The 18,383-nt window shown below is 67.8% G+C and carries 17 protein-coding genes; 7 read left to right on the top strand and 10 right to left on the bottom strand.

Translation table 11 applies throughout. The features are described 5' to 3' along the window. The first annotated feature begins 26 nt into the window (after positions 1-26). From ACQPW1_RS02590 to ACQPW1_RS02610, 5 genes are all read left to right on the top strand, one after another. Positions 27-3,032: a circularly permuted type 2 ATP-grasp protein gene (locus ACQPW1_RS02590; RefSeq protein WP_433665113.1), complete on the top strand. Its 3,006-nt coding sequence runs from the start codon at positions 27-29 to the stop codon at positions 3,030-3,032. Then, positions 3,029-3,943 carry a transglutaminase family protein gene (locus ACQPW1_RS02595; RefSeq protein ID WP_433661181.1) on the top strand — a complete coding sequence of 305 codons (915 nt, stop codon included), beginning with the start codon at positions 3,029-3,031 and terminating at the stop codon, positions 3,941-3,943. The genes ACQPW1_RS02590 and ACQPW1_RS02595 overlap by 4 nt, the downstream gene beginning before the upstream one ends. Positions 3,944-3,948: 5 nt before the next feature. Continuing rightward, complete coding sequence (locus tag ACQPW1_RS02600) at positions 3,949-5,037, top strand: zinc-binding metallopeptidase family protein (protein ID WP_433661182.1); 1,089 nt, start codon at positions 3,949-3,951, stop codon at positions 5,035-5,037. Positions 5,038-5,103: 66 nt separating this feature from the next. Then, the gene (locus tag ACQPW1_RS02605) at positions 5,104-5,361 is read left to right on the top strand and encodes a type II toxin-antitoxin system Phd/YefM family antitoxin (RefSeq protein ID WP_433661183.1); all 258 of its coding nucleotides are present in this window, start codon (positions 5,104-5,106) and stop codon (positions 5,359-5,361) included. Continuing rightward, on the top strand, positions 5,358-5,732 hold the full coding sequence (locus ACQPW1_RS02610) for a type II toxin-antitoxin system VapC family toxin (RefSeq protein ID WP_433661184.1): 375 nt from the start codon (positions 5,358-5,360) through the stop codon (positions 5,730-5,732). Before ACQPW1_RS02605 ends, ACQPW1_RS02610 begins: the two co-directional genes overlap by 4 nt. 7 nt (positions 5,733-5,739) lie before the next feature. Here the strand turns inward: ACQPW1_RS02610 and ACQPW1_RS02615 are convergent, their stop codons facing one another. From ACQPW1_RS02615 to ACQPW1_RS02660, 10 genes are all read right to left on the bottom strand, one after another. Next, the gene (locus ACQPW1_RS02615; protein WP_433661185.1) at positions 5,740-6,522 is read right to left on the bottom strand and encodes an ABC transporter ATP-binding protein; all 783 of its coding nucleotides are present in this window, start codon (positions 6,520-6,522) and stop codon (positions 5,740-5,742) included. Continuing rightward, the gene (locus ACQPW1_RS02620; protein WP_433661186.1) at positions 6,519-7,586 is read right to left on the bottom strand and encodes a taurine ABC transporter substrate-binding protein; all 1,068 of its coding nucleotides are present in this window, start codon (positions 7,584-7,586) and stop codon (positions 6,519-6,521) included. Before ACQPW1_RS02620 ends, ACQPW1_RS02615 begins: the two co-directional genes overlap by 4 nt. After that, positions 7,583-8,470: an ABC transporter permease gene (locus ACQPW1_RS02625; RefSeq protein WP_433661187.1), complete on the bottom strand. Its 888-nt coding sequence runs from the start codon at positions 8,468-8,470 to the stop codon at positions 7,583-7,585. Before ACQPW1_RS02625 ends, ACQPW1_RS02620 begins: the two co-directional genes overlap by 4 nt. A 196-nt stretch (positions 8,471-8,666) precedes the next feature. Then, on the bottom strand, positions 8,667-9,101 hold the full coding sequence (locus ACQPW1_RS02630; RefSeq protein WP_433661188.1) for a hypothetical protein: 435 nt from the start codon (positions 9,099-9,101) through the stop codon (positions 8,667-8,669). Positions 9,102-9,166: 65 nt separating this feature from the next. Beyond that, a complete protein-coding gene (locus tag ACQPW1_RS02635) occupies positions 9,167-9,862 on the bottom strand; it encodes a DUF2637 domain-containing protein (RefSeq protein ID WP_433661189.1) in 696 nt (231 codons plus the stop codon). Between the two features lie 112 nt (positions 9,863-9,974). Then, positions 9,975-10,685, bottom strand: a complete 711-nt coding sequence (locus ACQPW1_RS02640) for a type 1 glutamine amidotransferase (RefSeq protein ID WP_433661190.1) — start codon at positions 10,683-10,685, stop codon at positions 9,975-9,977. A 73-nt stretch (positions 10,686-10,758) separates the two neighbouring features. After that, positions 10,759-12,036 (bottom strand): MurT ligase domain-containing protein, encoded by a 1,278-nt coding sequence (locus ACQPW1_RS02645; protein WP_433661191.1) that lies wholly within the window; start codon positions 12,034-12,036, stop codon positions 10,759-10,761. Between the two features lie 69 nt (positions 12,037-12,105). Next, positions 12,106-12,756 carry a pyridoxamine 5'-phosphate oxidase family protein gene (locus ACQPW1_RS02650; RefSeq protein ID WP_433661192.1) on the bottom strand — a complete coding sequence of 217 codons (651 nt, stop codon included), beginning with the start codon at positions 12,754-12,756 and terminating at the stop codon, positions 12,106-12,108. A 46-nt stretch (positions 12,757-12,802) separates the two neighbouring features. Next, positions 12,803-14,578 (bottom strand): hydroxysqualene dehydroxylase, encoded by a 1,776-nt coding sequence (locus ACQPW1_RS02655; protein WP_433661193.1) that lies wholly within the window; start codon positions 14,576-14,578, stop codon positions 12,803-12,805. 256 nt (positions 14,579-14,834) lie between these two features. Further along, positions 14,835-15,782: an EamA family transporter gene (locus ACQPW1_RS02660; protein ID WP_433661194.1), complete on the bottom strand. Its 948-nt coding sequence runs from the start codon at positions 15,780-15,782 to the stop codon at positions 14,835-14,837. Between the two features lie 133 nt (positions 15,783-15,915). On the opposite strand from ACQPW1_RS02660, the gene ACQPW1_RS02665 reads away from it, so the two are divergent. Then, a complete protein-coding gene (locus ACQPW1_RS02665) occupies positions 15,916-16,845 on the top strand; it encodes a LysR family transcriptional regulator (protein ID WP_433661195.1) in 930 nt (309 codons plus the stop codon). 246 nt (positions 16,846-17,091) lie between these two features. Then, positions 17,092-18,351 carry a KasA/KasB family beta-ketoacyl-ACP synthase gene (locus ACQPW1_RS02670; RefSeq protein WP_433661196.1) on the top strand — a complete coding sequence of 420 codons (1,260 nt, stop codon included), beginning with the start codon at positions 17,092-17,094 and terminating at the stop codon, positions 18,349-18,351. The last annotated feature ends 32 nt before the right edge of the window (positions 18,352-18,383 follow it).

The following is an 18,383-nucleotide window of genomic DNA, read 5'->3' on the forward strand; positions in this document are numbered from 1 at the left end:
GCGGAAGTGAGGTCGGCGCGGTGACGATGCGCGAAGACGCGCTCCGGGGGACAACTGCGGGCCCCAGTGTGCGCGAGCAGGTGGCCGAGCAGTTCGCGCGGTACCGGACCGGCGGCGTCGAGTCCGCGCCCTACGACGAATGCGGCAGACCCACCGAGGGCTACTACGACGAACTCGTCGACGCAGGCGGCAAGGTGCGCCGGATGTGGTCGGAGCTGTCCGCCGATTTCGTCGAGCTCGGCACCACCGGACTGGGCCGACTCGACAGCCGGGTGCGCAGGCTGATCGAGGATGACGGCATCACCTACACCGAGGTTCCCGGGTCGGGCGAGCAGCCGGTGACGACGCCGTGGCGGCTCGATCCGATCCCGCTGCTGATCTCCGCGGACGACTGGACCCGGCTCGAGGCGGGCCTGGTGCAGCGCTCGCGGGTGCTCGACGAGGTGCTCACCGATGTCTACGGCCCGCGTCGCACGCTCACCAGCGGGCTGCTGCCGCCCGAGGTGATCTTCGGCTATCGCGGCTATGTCCGTGCGGCACATGGGATTACGGTGCCGGGGCGGCATCAGCTGTTCCTGCACGGCTGCGATATCAGCCGCTGGAGCGACGGCGAGTTCCGGGTGACCGCGGACTGGGCGCAGGCACCGTCCGGGGCCGGGTATGCGCTGGCCGACCGGCGGGTGGTGTCCACGGCGATCCCGGAGGCGTTCGAGCATTCCAATCCGCGCCCGCTCACTCCGTTCGCCAGGGCGATGCGGTTGATGCTGATCGAGTCGGCGCAGGAGGGCGAGGCCGACGACCCGTTCGTCGTGGTGCTGAGTCCCGGCGTGCATTCCGAGACCGCGTTCGATCAGGCCAATCTTGCGTCGATGCTCGGCTTCCCGCTGGTGGAGAGCGCGGATCTGGTGGTGCGCGACGCCGCGCTGTGGATGCGTTCGCTCGGCACGCTGCGCCGGGTCGACGTGGTGCTGCGCCGGGTGGACGCCGAGTTCTCCGATCCGCTAGACCTGCGGCCGGATTCGCGGCTCGGCGTGGTCGGCCTGGTAGAGGTGTTGCGCAGGGGCGCGGTCACCGTGGTGAACACCTTGGGCAGCGGCCTGCTGGAGAATCCGGCGCTGACCGGGTTCCTGCCGCGGCTGTCCCGGGCGCTGCTCGGCGAGGACCTGATGCTGGAGAGCGCGCCGACCTATTGGGGCGGTGACGAGAAGGAGCGCGCTCATCTGACAAAGAACCTGCACCGGTTGATCATTCGTTCCGCGGTGGACGGCGCGACCGTCTTCGGCCCCGAGTTGTCGATCAGGCAGCGCGCCGACCTGCGGGCCGAGATCGAGGACAGCGGCTGGCAGTGGGTCGGTCAGGAACCCGCGCAGTTCTCGGTGGCGCCTGCCGTCGAGGGCTACGGCGGCTTGGCACCGGCGCCCGTCGGCATGCGACTGTTCTCGATGGCGCGACGCAGCGGTTATACGGCGATGGCGGGCGGTCTCGGGCAGTTGCATCAGCGCACATTGCCCGATCGCGCGGTGATAAAGATTGCCGCCAAAGACATTTGGGTCCGGGCGGCACCCACGGCGGTGCCCGCGGTCGGTACCGAGGCGCCGCACGAGGAACGCGAGCGGCGGGCCGCTCCGGTGGTGATGGCGATCAGTTCGCCGCGTGTGCTCAACGATCTGTTCTGGATGGGTCGGTACAGCGAGCGGGCCGAGTCGGCGGCCCGGCTGCTCATCGCCACGCACGCTCGGTATCAGGACTATCGCTACCGGCCGTGGTTGGAGGGTGCCGAGGCCGTGCCGGTCTTGATGGCGGCACTGGCGCGCGCTACCGCGACCGTCGCACCTGCGGCGGTGTTGTTCGGGGTCGATGATGCTGCGGCAGCACAGGATTCGGCGGATAGCGAAGCCGAGGGCACAGTGTCGAGCTCGCAAGCTCAATCGATATCGAGTACCGGGATGACGCAGACGCAGTCCGGGATGACGCAGACGAGTTCGAGTCGCGGGCAGTCGCAGTCGATAGGCGGCCGAGCGACTTCGCCTGGGACCGAATCCGATTCGGATGAGCGGCGGGATCCTGATGCGGCAGGTGTCGACGACGCGGGCTCGGGTATTGCCGAGGAAATGAACGTCACGATCCGACCCGGGGTGCTGCAGCGAGCGATCGTAGCTGCGGCGAGCGCCGCCGAGGAACAGGGTGTCACGGCCCCCGCGCCGGTGTGGACACCCGCCGTGGCCGGGGCGTCTCGCGAGGGCTACGAATACTTGGCGGCGTTGACAATCGACCGTGAACTGCCCGGCTCGCTGGCCTTCGCGATCGATCGATACGAGAACGCCGCCCGGGCCGTTCGTGACCAGCTGTCCACCGATACCTGGATGATTCTCAGCGCCGTGGATCGGGCGCTCGCGGAGTACCGGGGCACGCACGGGGACAAGGAAACCGCGCTGTCGGCGGTGCATTCGCTGACCTTGGCGGCGCTGCTGTCGCTGTCCGGCATCGGCGCCGAATCGCTGGTGCGCGACTCCGGTTGGTACGTCATGGATATCGGCAAGCGGATCGAACGCGGGTTGGCACTGACCGCGCTGATGTCGGCGGCACTGACGCAGACCTATCCGAACGAGGCCGAGCGGGTGGTCACCGAGTCGGTGCTGCGGGCCACCGAGTCGCAGGTGAGTTACCGTCGGCGGCACGGTGATTCGGTGCGCATCTCCGCAGTGGCCGGACTGCTGCTCTTCGACACCGCCAATCCGCGCTCGCTGGCCTATCAGTTGGACCGGCTCGACTCCGACCTGCAGGCGCTGCCCGGCGCGTCGGGAGCGTCTCGGCCGCAACGCTTGCTGGCCGACGCGCAGCGGATGTTGCGTCGCGTCGACCCGGACGATCTCGATGTCACCGACGAGGACGGCATGCGCACCGAACTGCTCGAGTTGCTGGAGGGCGTGCACCTGCGGCTGCGCAAGCTGTCCGAATCGTTCGAGACGTCGAAACTGTCGCTGCCCGCGGGCTTCCAGCCGCTGTGGGGTAGCACCCGGGTGGTCGGATGAGCGGCCGCAACGGTTCCGCCCGGCGCTACCGGGTGGCGCACCGCACCACGTACTGCTACTCCGACGAGGTCACCAGCTCCTACGGGCGCGCATACCTGACGCCGCGCGAATTCCCTGGGCAGCGGCTGCTTTCGCACGACATCTCGATCGACCCGGTGCCCTCGGATCAGTCGGTCGGCCCGGATGTGTACGGCAACACCACGTCCTACTTCCATGTCACCGCCGAACACCGGACCCTGGTGGTCACCGGCGAATCGCTGGTCGAGGTCGACCGTCCCGACCGCGGCGCGGACGGCCCGGCGGCCCGGCCGTGGGAGCAAGCCCGCCCGACCGGTGCGACCGGCCCGCTCGCCGTGGAGTTCACCCTCGATCTGCAACCACCCGAGATCACCCCCGCGGTCAAGGCGTACGCGGCCGAATCGCTGACCCCCGGCCGCCCGCTGCTCGACGCGGTGACCGAACTCAACAGCCGCATCCACACCGACTTCACCTACAAGTCCGGCTCGACCACCGTCTCCACCAAGGTCGCCGACGTGTTCGCGGCCCGAGCCGGGGTCTGCCAGGACTTCGCGCGAATCGGCTTGGCCTGCTTGCGATCACACGGCCTGGCCGGCCGCTACGTGTCGGGTTACCTGGCCACCGACCCGCCGCCCGGCAAGGAACGCATGGTCGGCGTGGACGCCACCCACGCCTGGTCGGCCGTGTGGGTGCCCGCCGCCGACGCGCAGGACCGGACCGGCTACTGGATCGACTTCGACCCCACCAACGACCAATTCGGCGACGAGCGCTACGTCACCGTCGCGTGGGGCCGCGACTATGCGGACGTGCCGCCGCTGCGCGGCATCATCTATACCGACGCCAAGGAGAGCACAATTACCGTCTCGGTCGATGTCTCTCCGGTGGAGGTGTAACCCGCGTGCGCGATTTCGCCTGTCCCAACTGCGGCCAGCAGTTGGCCTTCGAGAACTCGGTGTGCCTGTCCTGTTCCAGCCCACTGGGTTTCAGCCTCGCCGACATCGCCCTGGTGGTGATCGGTGCGCCACCGAGTACCGGCTCCGGCGACCCGACGTCCGGTGTCGTGGATGCCAGTCGCTTCCGGCTCTGTGACAACCTCCATGTGGCGCAATGCAATTGGCTCGTCGCGGTGCCGGAACAGGGATCCGAACCCGCGGCGCAGGCCTCGAACGGCAATTCGACGGGCAACGGGATACCGGTGCTGTGCGAGTCCTGCCGACTCACCCGTACCCGCCCCAATGACCTCGATGCCGCCGGTCTGGCCGCCTTCGCCGAGGCCGAGGCGGCCAAGCGTCGGCTGATCGTCGAGCTGACCGAGCTCGGCCTGCCCATCGTCGGCCGCGACCGGGACCCGGACCGCGGGCTGGCCTTCGACCTGCTGACCAGTGCCAGCGGCAAGGTCATCACCGGCCACAAGAACGGCGTGATCACCCTCGACCTGGCCGAGGCCAACGACCCGCACCGCGAACAACTGCGCATCGAAATGGACGAGCCCTACCGCACCCTGTTCGGCCACTTCCGCCACGAGATCGGCCACTACTACTACATGGTCCTCGTCACCACCGACGAAGCAGCCCAGCGGTTCCGCGACCTCTTCGGCGACCCCGACGCCGACTACCAGGCCGCGCTGAACCGCCACTACTCCGAAGGCGCACCGGCAGGCTGGGAGTCCGCCTACGTCTCCTCCTACGCCACCATGCACGCCTCCGAGGACTGGGCCGAAACCTTCGCCCACTACCTGCACATCCGCGACACCCTCGACACCGCCGCCGCCTTCGGCATCGCCCCCGCGGGCGCCTCGCTGGACCGCCCCCAGGTCGGCCGCGCGGGCTTCGACAAGATCATCGACCTCTGGCTCCCCCTGGCCTGGTCCCTCAACATGGTCAACCGCTCCATGGGTCACCCCGACCTCTACCCGTTCGTCCTCCCCGACCCCGTCCTGGACAAGATGCGCCTGGCGCACGACCTCTGCGCCACGCCCACCCGCTGACCATCGCGAACTGTGTTGCCTTGCCACTCGATGGTGGACTAACCTCTTAGCTAAGGAGGTGGGGCCGTGTCTGGCAACGCAGCGGAACAGTTCAATATCCACGACGCCAAGACGAACCTGTCGCGCATCATCGAGCGAGTCGAACGCGGCGAGGAGATCATCATCAGCCGCGCCGGTAAGCCGGTCGCCAAAGTGGTCCCGCTGAGTCGCACCGCGAACCGGGGCGGCCGCGGCTCGCTGAGCGGGCGGCTGATCCTCACCCCCGATTGGGACTCCGCCGAGACCAACGCCCAGATCGCCGACGACTTCGGGATGGTGCCGTGAGGTTGTTGCTCGACACCCACGTGGTGCTGTGGTGGCTGACCGACGATCCGGCGCTCTCCGACGAACTGAAGCAGCGGATCACCAACGACCCGGACATCCTGGTGAGTGCGGCAACGATCTGGGAGGTCGCCATCAAACAGGCCCTCGGCAAGCTGAACGGGCCGGTCGGGCTGGCGGACTACATCGGGAACGGCGGGTTCATCCCGCTACCGATCGGCCTCGACCATGCGGCCGCGGCCGGTCGGCTGCCCCTGATCCATCGGGACCCGTTCGATCGAATGCTGGTGGCGCAGGCGCAATGTGAGGACCTCACGCTGGTCACGCGCGACCCGTGGTGTCAGCGGTACGAGGTTGCCGTTCTCCCGGTGTGAGACTGCGTTATACGTGCGCGGCGTAGATGTGGGCGGAGACTTCGTCGCGCATGTGGATGAAATCGGGGTGGGCACGCAGGGTGGCGAAGGTGGGGTCGGGGAGGGCCGTCTTGAAAGTGGTCGGCTCGTCGTAGATTATGCGGCCGGGACGGGTGCCCATGACCAGGACACGGGTGCCCAGGAGCAGGGCCTCGTCGATGCTGTGGGTGACGAAGAGAACGGTTTTTCTACGGTCTCGCCAGAGGGTGCGGAGTTCGCCCTGGAGTTTCTCGCGGGTCAGGGCATCGAGGGCGCCGAAAGGCTCGTCCATCAGGATGATTCGGGGATCGTTGACCAGGACTCGAGCGATCTGAGCGCGTTGCTGCTGGCCGCCGGAGAGTTCGTAGGGGCGGCGGTTGACCAGGTGATCCAGGCCGACCAGGGTCAGCATGCGTTCGGCGTCGGTGCTGCGTTGATCGCGGGGCACGCCACGGACTTTCGGGCCGAACTCGACGTTCTGGCGGACCGACAGCCACGGGTAGAGGTTGGGCTGTTGGAAGACGACGCCGCGGTCAGGATCGGGACCGGTGACCGGGTTGCCGCCGACCTGCACCGAGCCTTCGGTCGGCTCGAGGAATCCGGCGAGGATGTTCAGCAGAGTCGACTTGCCACAGCCGGAAGGGCCTACAACACAGACGAATTCGCCGCCGTCGATGGTCAGGTCGGTCGGGGCGAGCACCTGGGTCGGACCGTCGTCGCCGGGGTAGCTCTTGCTCACCCCGGCAAGAGTGACCCGGAGGTCGTCGGTCACGAGGTCGCGCCCTTGGCCGCGTCGGCGTAAATGCCGGTGCGATAGGCGGATTCGTCGCCGATCGCTTCGATCCCGCCCTGGCTCAACAGGAATTCAGCCGTCTTGTGCAAGTCGCCGCCGAATCCGCCGCCCAGGTACTTCGAGTCGGCCTGTTCGGCCGCGCCGAGGTAGGTGTACCCGGCCAGCTGCGGCCCGACCAGCTTGGGCTCGATGCCGAGCTGCGCGCCGATCGAGACGGCGGCCTCCGCGGGCTTGGTCCGCAGCTGCGTCACCGCGTAATCCTGCAACTTCGCCCAGACCACCGCGAATCGCGCGTTCTGGTCGAGGAACTTCTTGCTCGCGACCGCCAGATCGAACGTCGGCGCACCGGCAGCCGCGGTGTCGGCGCTGGACGTGACGATGTGGCCACCGGATTCGGTGAGCTTCGACAGCGTCGGATCCCACACCCAGGCCGCGTCGATCTGATCGCCGTTCCAGGCACCGGGAATCGCATCGGGCTGCATGTTGATCAACTGCACGTCAGCGGCCAGACCCGCCTTGCCGAGCGCGGCGAGCAGGCTGTAGTGCGCGGTGCTGCCGAACGGCGTCGCGATGCGCTTGCCGCGCAGCCCGGCCAGCGAGGTGATCGACTTGTCCTTGGCGACCAGCGATTCCGACTTACCGATCACATCGTGGATCCACAGCACCCGCACCGGCAGGTTCAGCGGCGCCGACAACGCCTTGGTCGCCGGACTCGACCCCATGGTGCCGATGTCGAGGCTGCCCGCGCCGAACGCCTGGACCACATCGGCACCCGAGGAGAACTGGCTCCACGCCACTTTCGCGTTCGGCAGGCAGGCCGCCAGCAGGCCTTGATCCTTCACGAACAGATCGGCATTGGGGATCGCCTGGAAACCGATCCGGGCCTCCGTGGTCACACTGGGATCCGCCGCGAACGGGCAGACGGCCTGTGCCCCGGCAGATCCGGTGTCGCCGCGGCCGGATTCGACGCACCCGGCGGTCGTCGCGACAACGGCCGCCACGGCGAGACCAGCGGTGACCACCCGGCGGGCTGCGGATTTCATACCTTGCCTTTCCACGGAACTGCTTTGGCACCAAGGAATTTGATGACCGAATCGAGTACGAGTGCGGCGCAGCCGATCACGATGATGCACGCGATGGTCAGCGGCGTATTCAGCTGCGTGCCCGCGATATACGCGAGGCCGCCGATGCCGGGGATGCCGTTGTTGAGCTCGGCGGCGACCACGGTGGTCCAGGCGAACGCGGTGGCGATCCGGATGCCGCCGATCACCTCGGGCAGCGTCGCGGGCAGCACCACCCGCGAAATGACCTGGGCGCGACCGGCGCCCAGCGAGCGGGCGGCATTGAGATAGTCCTGCTTGACCCCGGTGACACCGCTGAGCGTCGCGACGGCGATGGGCGGGAACGCGGCGAGGAACAGCAGCCAGATCTTCGACATGTCGCCGATGCCGAACCAGACGATCAGCAGACCGATATAGCCGAGCGGCGGCAGCGATCGCAGAAAGTTCAGGATCGGCTCGGTGACCAGCCGCACCGGGGTGAGCATGCCCATCACGAACCCGACCAGCGGGCCGGCCACGATGGCCAGGCCGACGCCCGCGGCGATCCGCTGCAGGCTGGCCAGCAGGTGCTCCCACAGGTAGTAGTTCTGCTCACCGATCACCGTGCGATCGACGCCCGCCGCGATCTGATGCCGAGAGTTGGCCCGCACGAACGCATCCCACACCGCGTGCGGCGACGGCAGATACAGCGGATCGACCAAGCCGGCCGCCGTGATCACCGCCCACAGGCCGAGCACCAGCGCCAGCGCGCCGACGCGCGTCAGCACCGGCCCGAGCAGGCGGCGAAAGTTCTTCGGACGCCGCGGTGCGACGGTGGGCGCGTCCGCACCCACCGTCGGTGCGTCCGGCGTGGTGATCGCGGTCATGCGGCGCTCGGTGGCAGTCCACGCCGATGCTTAGAAGCGCTTGCGAGCGCGAATGCGCAAGGCCGCAGGCCCACGTCGGACACGGCACTCTCCTCAAAACTCGGCAAACCTCGACGCTATCCGTGCCGAGGCGGCCGAGGGGAGAGTTAAGAACGCCGTGAACTTAATTGGTCGTCGTGGGCCCGCGGTGTGCTGATCAACCTAATCCGTTGACGCTGCCGTTCATGCCGACGTGCTCGCCGATGTTGCCCGCCAACCACTGGTTCTGCGCCAATGTCTCGAAAACGCAGATCAGCAACAGCTTTCGACTGCGCCTGCTGACCGAGTACTCGAGATCGGGCGCGGTTTCCGGACCGCGCAGCGCACTGCTGATGCCTTTGCGCAGGTTCGGTTCCGACAGCAGCCAGAACAATTCCGGCCCGATCAACACCGATTGCCCACCGGTCTCGTGGAACCAGCGACCGGCGAATTCGATCAACAGGTCGGTGAACGCGTCACCGCTTTCCACCGCCTCGGTGAGTTGGCTCAGCGCACCCGATCGATCCACACTGCTTTGGATCACCGAGGCGAGCCTGCTCGCTACTTCACGAAACTGATCGACGTCCTGGTCCTGCCAGACTGTGAGAGACATGCGTTTTCTCCATCGAAGTAGTCGAGCGTGGGTGAGTTACTAACTACCTGGACGTCGCCGCGTGATTATCGGTGGTTGACCAGCTTTCGGCCGTCGGCGTCGAAGGTGTTGAAACGCATCGGTGTGTTCGGTCCGGTGGCGAAGGGCGCCGCGGGCTTCGCGACATCGAGCCCGTTGGCCTGTGGATGACCGTTGAGCTGCGGCGACGTCACCATCTCCGGTACCTCGTCGGCCAATACGAGTTGTTCTACTTCCGCGGCGACCGGGACCGGGACAGTACGCGGAGCGGTGCTGCGCGCCAGCAGAATCAGGGTGAGGTGCACCGCGAACAGCAGGGTCAGTGGCATTCCGGCGTAGATGATCAACGACACCGGACCGCCGCCGATCTCGCGCGCGTATTCGATATTCCCGGCCACCGATACCAGCGTGGAAATGACGAAAAGCCCAGTCGCATACCACCAGCCCGCACTGCGTTTCGGGAATGACGCGGTGGCGACGATGGAACCGACCACAAGGCCGTCGATGGCGATCGGCACATTCGACGCCAGATCGGCTTCCACCAGGTTGCGCACCGCCAGATGGTGCAGTGCGGCAAAAGACATCTCGAACGCCTTGAGCGCGACTACCGACGAAACGATCAGCGAAAGATACAACGGGCGCGGCCGTAGGGTGCTGCGCCAGCGAGTCCATATCGGTGGACGGCGTGGCATTACCGGCTGCGCCATTGATTCGGCAGGCAACCCCGGCGTGATCGTCGTCATAGCGGGGAGCGTAGCGTGCGAATAGCCCAGCACCCCGGAGCCTATCGGTCGAGTCGCGATTGTGAATCGATCGCGACACCACCTGGCATTGTGTTATCTGGTGCTGGAGTACCTACGCGCGCAGACGTTCACGACGAAGTTGCTCGACTTCCGGCATCGGCAGTGGCGCCAATTCCGTGCCGCCCAGTGCTCGCGCCAGCAGCAGATCGGCCAGTTCGGGATTGCGCGCCAGTGCGGGACCGTGCATATAGGTGCCGATCACCGAACCCTGCACCACGCCTTCGAGGCCGTCGCCGACGCCGTTGCCGACGCCGCGGGTGACCTTCGCCAGTCCGGTCGCGTCGCCGCCGAGTTTCGTGCCGCCACGGTGGTTTTCGAATCCGGTGAGTGCCGCGGTGAGCCCGGACAGCAGCGGACCGGTGGTCACCTCGCCGATCGCGCGCTTGGGCTGCGGCGAGGTGGTGACGTCGATCATGCCGACACCGTCGACGCGCTCACCCGACGAGGTCTCGTACCACTGGCCGAGCACCTGGATGGCGGCGCAGATGGCAAGCACCGGAGTGCCGTTCGCGGCCGCCTGCTGCAAACCGGGATAGCGCTGCAGGTGCCGGGTGGCCAGCCGCTGCGCCGAATCCTCGGCGCCGCCAAGGGTATAGATGTCCAGCGAGTCGGGAACCGGGTCGGCCAGGGTGATTTCGACGACCTCGGCGTCGTAGCCGCGCAGCCGCAACCGCTGCCGCAGCACCAGCGCGTTGCCGCCGTCGCCGTAGGTGCCCATCACATCGGGCAGCACCAGGCCGATGCGGACGGTCGATTCAGTCATTCCTGCACCTCGCTGGCGCTCGGCTCCGTCATGCCTGAAGCAGGCTGTTTCATGATTCGTTCGCTGCGCTCTCTCATGACTTGGCCTCGAGGTCGCGGTTGAGATCCCGGAATGCGGTGTAGTTTGCCAGCACCTCGACGTGGCCCGCCGGGCAGGAGGCGATGGCGCGCAACGGATTCGGCACCGTCGTGTGCTCGACGCCCGCGTAGGTGAGGCGCACGGCGAGGTCGGTGGCGCGCTCGCCGGAGGCGACCACCTGGACGCCCTCGAAATGCTCGAACCGCACGTCCCACAGCCAGGACAGGTCTTCGCCGTCGGGCACCTGCCCGTTCACCGCGATCACCAGTCCGGCCGAGGTCGGTTCGATCATCGACAACGCTTCCTGCCAGCCCGCCGGGTTCTTCGCCAGCAGCAGTCGGGCGGCGTGCTCGCCGACCTGCACCGTCCGGTAGCGGCCCGCGATCTCACGCACCGTGCCCGTCGCGGTGACCGCGGCCGCCGGATCGGCGCCGAGCGCGATCGCCGCGGCGACGGCTTGCGCGGCGTTGCCACGGTTGGCCCGGCCCGGCAGTGCGAGTTTCAGCGGGAACCGCTGCGCATCGGGGCCGACCAGCTCTTCGCCGTCCAGCCACCAATCCGGTTCCGGCCGTTCGAAATCCGCGCCGGTGCTACGCCAGTGTTTACCCACCCCGCCGGCTTCGCCGGCTGCCGTCCCCTCGCGCTCGCCCTCCCAGAGGATCGGCTCGCCGCTGCGCGGGCAGCTGGTCGCGTCCATCGACCAGCCGCTGCCCGCGGCCACCCACACCACGTTCGGATGGTCGTAGGCGATCGAGGTCACCAGCACGTCGTCGCAGTTGGCGATCACCACGGTGTCCGGGTGCCTGGCCAGGCCCGCGCGCAGCTTGCGCTCGATCATGTTGATCTCGCCGACCCGGTCCAGCTGGTCGCGGCTCAGGTTGAGCAGCACCACCGCGGCCGGGTTCAGCGCGTCGGTCACGTGCGGCAGGTGCAGCTCGTCCACCTCGATCGCGGCGAGCCGCGCGCTCCGATTGACGCTGAGCGCGGCGACGATGCCCGCGTCCATGTTGGCGCCGTCGGCCTGGGTGGCGACGTCGCCGAGCGTGCTGAGCGCCGCGGTCGTCATCCGAGTGGTGGTTGACTTGCCGTTGGTGCCGGTCACCAGGACCGTGCGCCGGCCGCGGCCGAGCTGGTCCATGATCGTCTTATCGATCTGCAGCGCGATGAGCCCGCCGATCATCGATCCCTTGCCGCGTCCCGCCTTCTGCGAGGCCCACGACGCTGCCGCCGCGGCCCGCAGTGCGATTCGCCCACGCACCGAAATGTCTGCCACGCCGCGAGTCTATGTTCGACGCGGGTTACCGGCGCGGCCCGGGCCAGTGGCGTAGCCCACCCGGCGCGGCTAGCCCTGGTACAGCTTGCTGTTGTAGTTGGCGGGGGCGTAGTGGCGTTCGAGTTCCTCGATGGTCTCGGTGGTATCCGAGTGCACCTCTTTGACCAGGTGCGGCCAGCTGGGCAGGCCGTCGTCGGGCCACTGCTCCGGCTGCCACAGATGGCTGCGCAGGAAGGCCTTCGCGCAGTGGAAGTAGATCTGCTCGATGTCGACCTCGACGGCCAGGATCGGGCGGTGGCCGCGCACCACCATGTCGTCGAAGTAGGGGGCATCGCGGACGAGCCGGGCGTGCCCGTTGATCCGCAGGGTCTGGCTCCGGCCCGGGATGACGAACAGCAGGCCGATGTGCGGATTGTCGAGGATGTTGAGGTAGCCGTCGGCCCGGCGGTTGCCCGGGCGTTCGGGAATGGCGAGGGTCCGGTCGTCGAGGACCCGCACGAAGCCCGCCGGGTCGCCCTTCGGCGACGCGTCGCAATTGCCCGCGGCGTCGCTGGTGCTCATGACGAGGAACGGGGTGGCCGCGATCCAGTCCCGATCCCTGGGGTGCAGCGAGACCCGCTCCTTGTTCGCGGCGCGGGGGTTCACCTCGCCGAGCAGTTTCCGCAGGTCGGCGGGGTCGGTGATCAGATCGGAGTTCGCGCGCATACCCGATTCAAGCATCGTCGCGACGCTCGAATCCCGTTATGCCGCGAGGAGATCGGTCACATCAGAGCTGGACGTCGAACATGTTGGGTTGTCCGGCGGCGTAGCGATCCACGTCCATCCGGCGCAGTGGTTCGAGCTCGGTCGCGCGGTACAGCGTGAACATCTTGCAGCGTTCGGCATTCGAGCCCGCCACGTCGAGCAGCGTGTTCACCGCCGCCCGTGCCGACTCGTTGGCGCCTTCCATGGTGGCCAGGTCCACGTTGGTGCGCACGTAATCGCCTGCCAGGAACAGGTTTTCGAGTGCGCCGTGCGGTTCCGGCCGGAACTCCCAGGAGCCTGCGGTATTGATCAGCAGCGGGTCGGCGTTGGCGTTGCGGTGCTGACCCTCCTGCCAGGTGATGCCGGGGTCGAGGTGCCAGGAGTGCAGGTCGGCGTCGCGCAGCAGGTCGCCGCGGTCGTTGAGATGGGCCGCGATCTGTGCCCAGACCTCGCGGGCGATCTCGTCGTGGGTGCACTCCTTGGCGGGCTTGCCGTAGAGCATGCCCGGCGTGTTCCAGTCGGAGATGTCGACCGACAGGCAGTCCTGCACGGTGCCGTCGCCGAAATCGGTGAATTTGCGGGCCCACAACTGGTTCTGGTTGATCGAGGTGAGCGCCCACGGCGCGTCGATGTAGGCGGTGTGGCCCTTGGAGATATCGGCGGGCCTGCGCAGATAGAACTGGATGCCGTTCATCCAGTCGCTGAAAAGCCGGTCCATCGCGGCCAATTCGGGGCGCACGGCGAGCACGTCGGGCGACCACAGGGCGCGCGCCTGTTCGGCGGGCAGGGCGACCACGAAGTAGTCGGCGTCGATGGTGCGTTGCGCGCCGCTCTGGTCCACGATGCGGGCCGCGGTGATCCGCCGGTCGCGCACGTCGAGCCCGCGTACCTCGGCGCCGAGCTCGAATCGCACGCCGAGCTCGCGCATCCGCTGCAGCCACGGCTCGATCCAGACGGCGTTGGTCGGCCCGTTCAGCACTCGGTCGAGGCCGCCGTCGTTGCCGATCTCGGCCGGGTTGCCGAGGAACTGTTCGCCCATGTTGCCGATGGTGCGGACGCTGGCGACGTCCTCCTTCGCGGCGACCATGATGCTGGTCAGCGTGCGGGAGAGCAGCGCGCGGAACTCGTGCGAGCGCGCGTTGCCGCCGACGTAGTCGCGCCAGGAGGTGTGCTCCCACTGGCCGAGGCGGCGGGCATCGCAACTGCTGTTGAAGACGAGCAGGCGGTTGGCGAAGTAGATGCCTTCGCTGGCAGGCATATTCAGCGTGGTCGAGATGGTGGCGCCGAGGGTCTCGCGGAAGCTGTCCGGGCTGAACGCCATTCGGGACCGCGGGCCGAGCGGCAGCCGGAAGTCGTCGCCGTCGCGCCGGGCGAAGCGCGCCTCGGGCACCGCGACCAGGTTGTTCCACACCCCATTCGGGTTGTCCGCGAAGGGGATTCGCCGCATGGTGTCCGGCACATGCTGATAGAAGCCGGGGAAGAAGCGGAAGCCGTGCTCGCCGGGCAGCTCGGGCCGACCGCCGGAACCGGTGCCGGGCACCGGCACGCTGCGCGCCTTGCCGCCCCACGCGCGGCGCTCGAAAATCGTTACCTGGAAGCCACGTTCGATCAGCTCGTGTGCCGCGGTCAAGCCCGCGACACCACCGCCTAGTACCGCGACCCGCCTGCCGCCCGGACCAGCCGCGGCAGGCGCCGGTCTGAGCGCACCGGCCGTCAGTGCCCCCGCTGTCGCCACCCCCGCCACAGCCGTTCCGCGAAGTACTGTCCTCCGCGATACGGTCCACCGATTTTCTGCCATGCGCTGCTCTGTGCCTAGCCTCGGGACCTTTATTACACGTTGTCACTACTGTAAAGCGGCAGGTCCGCACCGGCGTACCCGCCCCGTGCCTGGCCCGAGGTGAAGGCTGATTCGGACGGCGGATGTGAGCATAGCGATGTCGGCGATCGGATAGGCAAACCTGTGACGACGGTTTCTCGAACCTCTTGGCACACATAAATATCCGAGCCGCCCGCCGCGCTCGGTGGCCCGAGCGGAGCGGGCGGCACGCGCGGCTCTAGGCCTTGACGAGTTCCGGCGCACCCGCCGCCGCATCGAGTTCCACGGCCTGGGCGGGGTCGACCTTCGAGCGCTTGCCCGCGGTCGCGGCGAACGCGCCCGCGATCACGATCACGCCGCCGATCAGCGACAGCGGTGTCGGGGTCTCGTCGAGGAAGGCCCACGCTGCGGCGATGCCGACGATCGGCACCAACAGGGTGAACGGCGCGACGACACCGGCGGGGTAGCGACTCATCAGGTATGTCCACAGGCCGCTGCCGACCACGGTCGCGAGGATGGCGGTGTAGGCGACCGCAGCGATCGCGGGCCAGCCGGTCGCGGAGAAGGAATCGACCACCGCGCGCAGGCCGGTGGTCGGGCCCTCGGTCGCGGCGGACAGCACGAACATCGGCAGCGGCGGGACAACGGCGATCCACAACGTCAGGTGCATGGTGTTGAGGCCGGGGGATTCGACCGTGGCCTGCCGCGCACCGATATTGCCGAAGGCCCAGCCGAGCCCGGCCGCCAGCGTCAGCAGCACCGGCAGCACCGAGGCGTGTTCGAGTCGATCCCAGCCGATCACCGCCATGCCGGTCATCGCCACCACGATGCCGGCGACCTGTACCGGCCGGATCCGCTCACGCAGGAACAGCGCGCCGAGCAGCACGGTGAACGGTGCGGACGACTGCAGCACCAGCGAGGCCAGCCCGGTCGGCATGCCCGCGCGCATCGCGGTGAACAGGAACGCGAACTGGAGGATGCCGAAACCCGTGCCGTACAACAGGAGCCAGCGCAGCCGGACCTTGGGGCGCGGGACGAACAGCAACACCGGAACCGCGATGACCGCGAAGCGCAGGGCCGCGAAGAAGAACGGCGGGAAGTGGTCGAGCCCCGCGCGCAGTGCGAGGAAGTTCAGTCCCCAGAGCAGGACGACGGTCAGTCCGAGCAGGCGGTCACGAGCGGTCATGTGGTCAATCGTGCGCGCGACTAACCATCAGAACAATCGAATAAATATGGACTATTAATGTAGTTTTACTTCATGATCGCAGTGTGTCCGTTGCCGGGGCAAAACGGTGGCTGACCAGCTGGATGGGCCGCCGATGTCGGTTGACCGGCTGCGGGTGCTGCGCGAATTCGCCGATCGCGGCACCATCGCCGCCGTGGCAACCGCGCTCTCGATGACTCCGTCGGCTGTCTCCCAGCAGCTCAAGGTGCTCGCCAAGGAGGCGGGCGTCGCGCTGCTGGAGCCCGACGGTCGCCGGGTCCGGCTGACCGACGCGGGCCGGGCGCTGGTGGTGCGCGCGGACGAGGTACTCGCCGCGATGGATCGCGCCGTCGCGGAGATGGCCAACTATCGAGGTTCGCCGCGCGGCCGGGTCCGGGTCGCGTTGTTCCCCTCGGCGGGCGCGCTGCTGCTGCCGCTGGTGCTGTCCGCGCTCGCGGACAGCGGCGTCGACCTCGTCGCGAGCGACGTCGACCTGCCGCCCTCCGAGGCCCCTCGGCTGCTCGCCGACTTCGACGTGGTGCTCACCCATCGCGACGAGCGGGCCGCGCCCATCGCCGACCCGCGCGTCGCCGTCCGCGTCCTGATGCGCGAACCGATCGATGTCGTTGTCGCGCCATTCCATCGGCTGGCCGGGCACGTCGCGGTGGCCCCCGAGGAACTGGCCGATGAAACCTGGTTGAGCGTGCGTGGCGGTTATCCGATCGACGATGTGCTGCGCTCGATCGCCACGCTGACCGGGGTGCAACCACGAATAGTGCAGCGGCTCAATGACTTCCGGGTCATCGAGGCTTTGGTGATCAGCGGTTACAGCGTCGCGTTGATGCCCCGCTACTCGGTGGTGCATCCGGACCTGTCGCTGCTGCGTCTCACCGGCGTCCGTGCCGCCCGGATGTTCGAGCTGGCCACCCGGCCCCGGGCCGAGCGCAGCCCGGCCATCGCCGCGGTGCTCGCCGCCTTCCGCGATGCCGCGGCGAGCGTCGTCGCGGAGTCGGTGCCTCGATCGACCGCGCGGCGCGAGAGCTGATTTCGTCGGCCGCGGCGATTGTCGGCTTTCCACAGGTGGTTCTGCGACGATGGGGCGACGTAGTCGGGAATGTGCAGGTACAGCTGCCAGGTGTCGAGCTTAGGTGCCCGAACCCTGTTGCGTCGTTGGCACATTCCCACAACTGCCGGGTGCGACCTGTGAGAGTTCCGCACATGTCGCGATCATGAACCCGCGAAATAGATTGCAGGACAGGCCGTCCGAAATCGATGAAGGATCTTTGACACGATGCGTGATATCTCCGAGTTCTCCACTCGCAACGGCGGATTCCGAAGCGTGGTGGTGACCGCGGTCGAGGTCTCGTCCGCGCTCGGCGCCGATGCGGAGTCCACTTGGAAGGGCCTATTGGCGGGTGAGAGCGGTGTTCGGGTGCTCGACGATCCGGAGGTCGAGGCCAGGCAGCTGCCGATCAATATCGGTGCGAAGTTCAAGAGCGACCCGACCGCCGAGCTGGATCGAATCAAGAAGCGCCGCATGTCCTACGTCCAGCAGGTCGCCTATGTCATGGGCAAGCGGCTGTGGGCGACGGCGGGTGCGCCCGAGGTGGACCACGACCGGCTCGGTATCTCGATCGGCACTGGCGTCGGCGGTGCCGAGGTGATCGTCGACTCGAACGACCTCATGCGTGATCAGGGGTATCGCAAGGTCTCACCGTTCGCCATACCGATGGCCATGCCGAACGGTCCCGCCGCGGTGCTCGGGCTCGAGCTCGGCGCGCGAGCGAGCGTGGTCACGCCGGTGTCCGCCTGTTCGTCGGGTTGTGAAGCTCTGGTGCATGCCTGGCGGTCGATCATCCTCGGCGAGGCCGACATCATCGTGGCGGGTGGCGTCGAGGGGCGGATCAATGCCCTTGCGCTGGCGGGCTTTACGAATATGCGTGCGCTGAGTTCGCGGGTGGCGGAACCGGAACGCGCGTCGCGTCCGTTCGACCGCGACCGGGACGGTTTCGTCTTCGGCGAGTCCGCGGCCTTGCTCGTGCTGGAGTCCGAAGAACATGCCCTGGCGCGTGGGGCCCGGCCGCTGGCTCGATTGCTCGGCGCGGGTCTGACCGCCGACGGCTACCACCTGGTCGCGCCGGATCCGGAGGGCCGGGGCAACGCCCGCGCCATGCGTCGCGCGCTGGAGACCGCGGGCGTCGACGGTGCCGATGTCGACCACGTCAACGCGCACGCCACCGGCACGCCGTTCGGAGATCTGGCCGAGGCCAAGGGAATTGCCGCCGCGATCGGCAAGCATCCGGCGGTGTACGCGCCCAAATCGGCGCTCGGCCATTCCGTCGGCGCGGTCGGCGCGTTGGAAGCGGCGATCTCGGTGCTGAGCCTGCGCGACGGGGTGATTCCGCCGACCCTGAACCTGGACAACCAGGACGTCGACATTGATCTCGATATCGTCAGTGGCGCAGCGCGATACGCCGATGTCCAGTACGTGATGAACAACTCTTACGGCTTCGGCGGCCACAACGCCGCGGTGTTGTTCGGCAAGTACTAGCACCGGAAAGCAGTGCGGCCCGGTGCAAGATG

The sequence above is a fragment of the Nocardia sp. CA-128927 genome, from assembly GCF_050955855.1.
Classification (GTDB): Bacteria; Actinomycetota; Actinomycetes; order Mycobacteriales; family Mycobacteriaceae; genus Nocardia.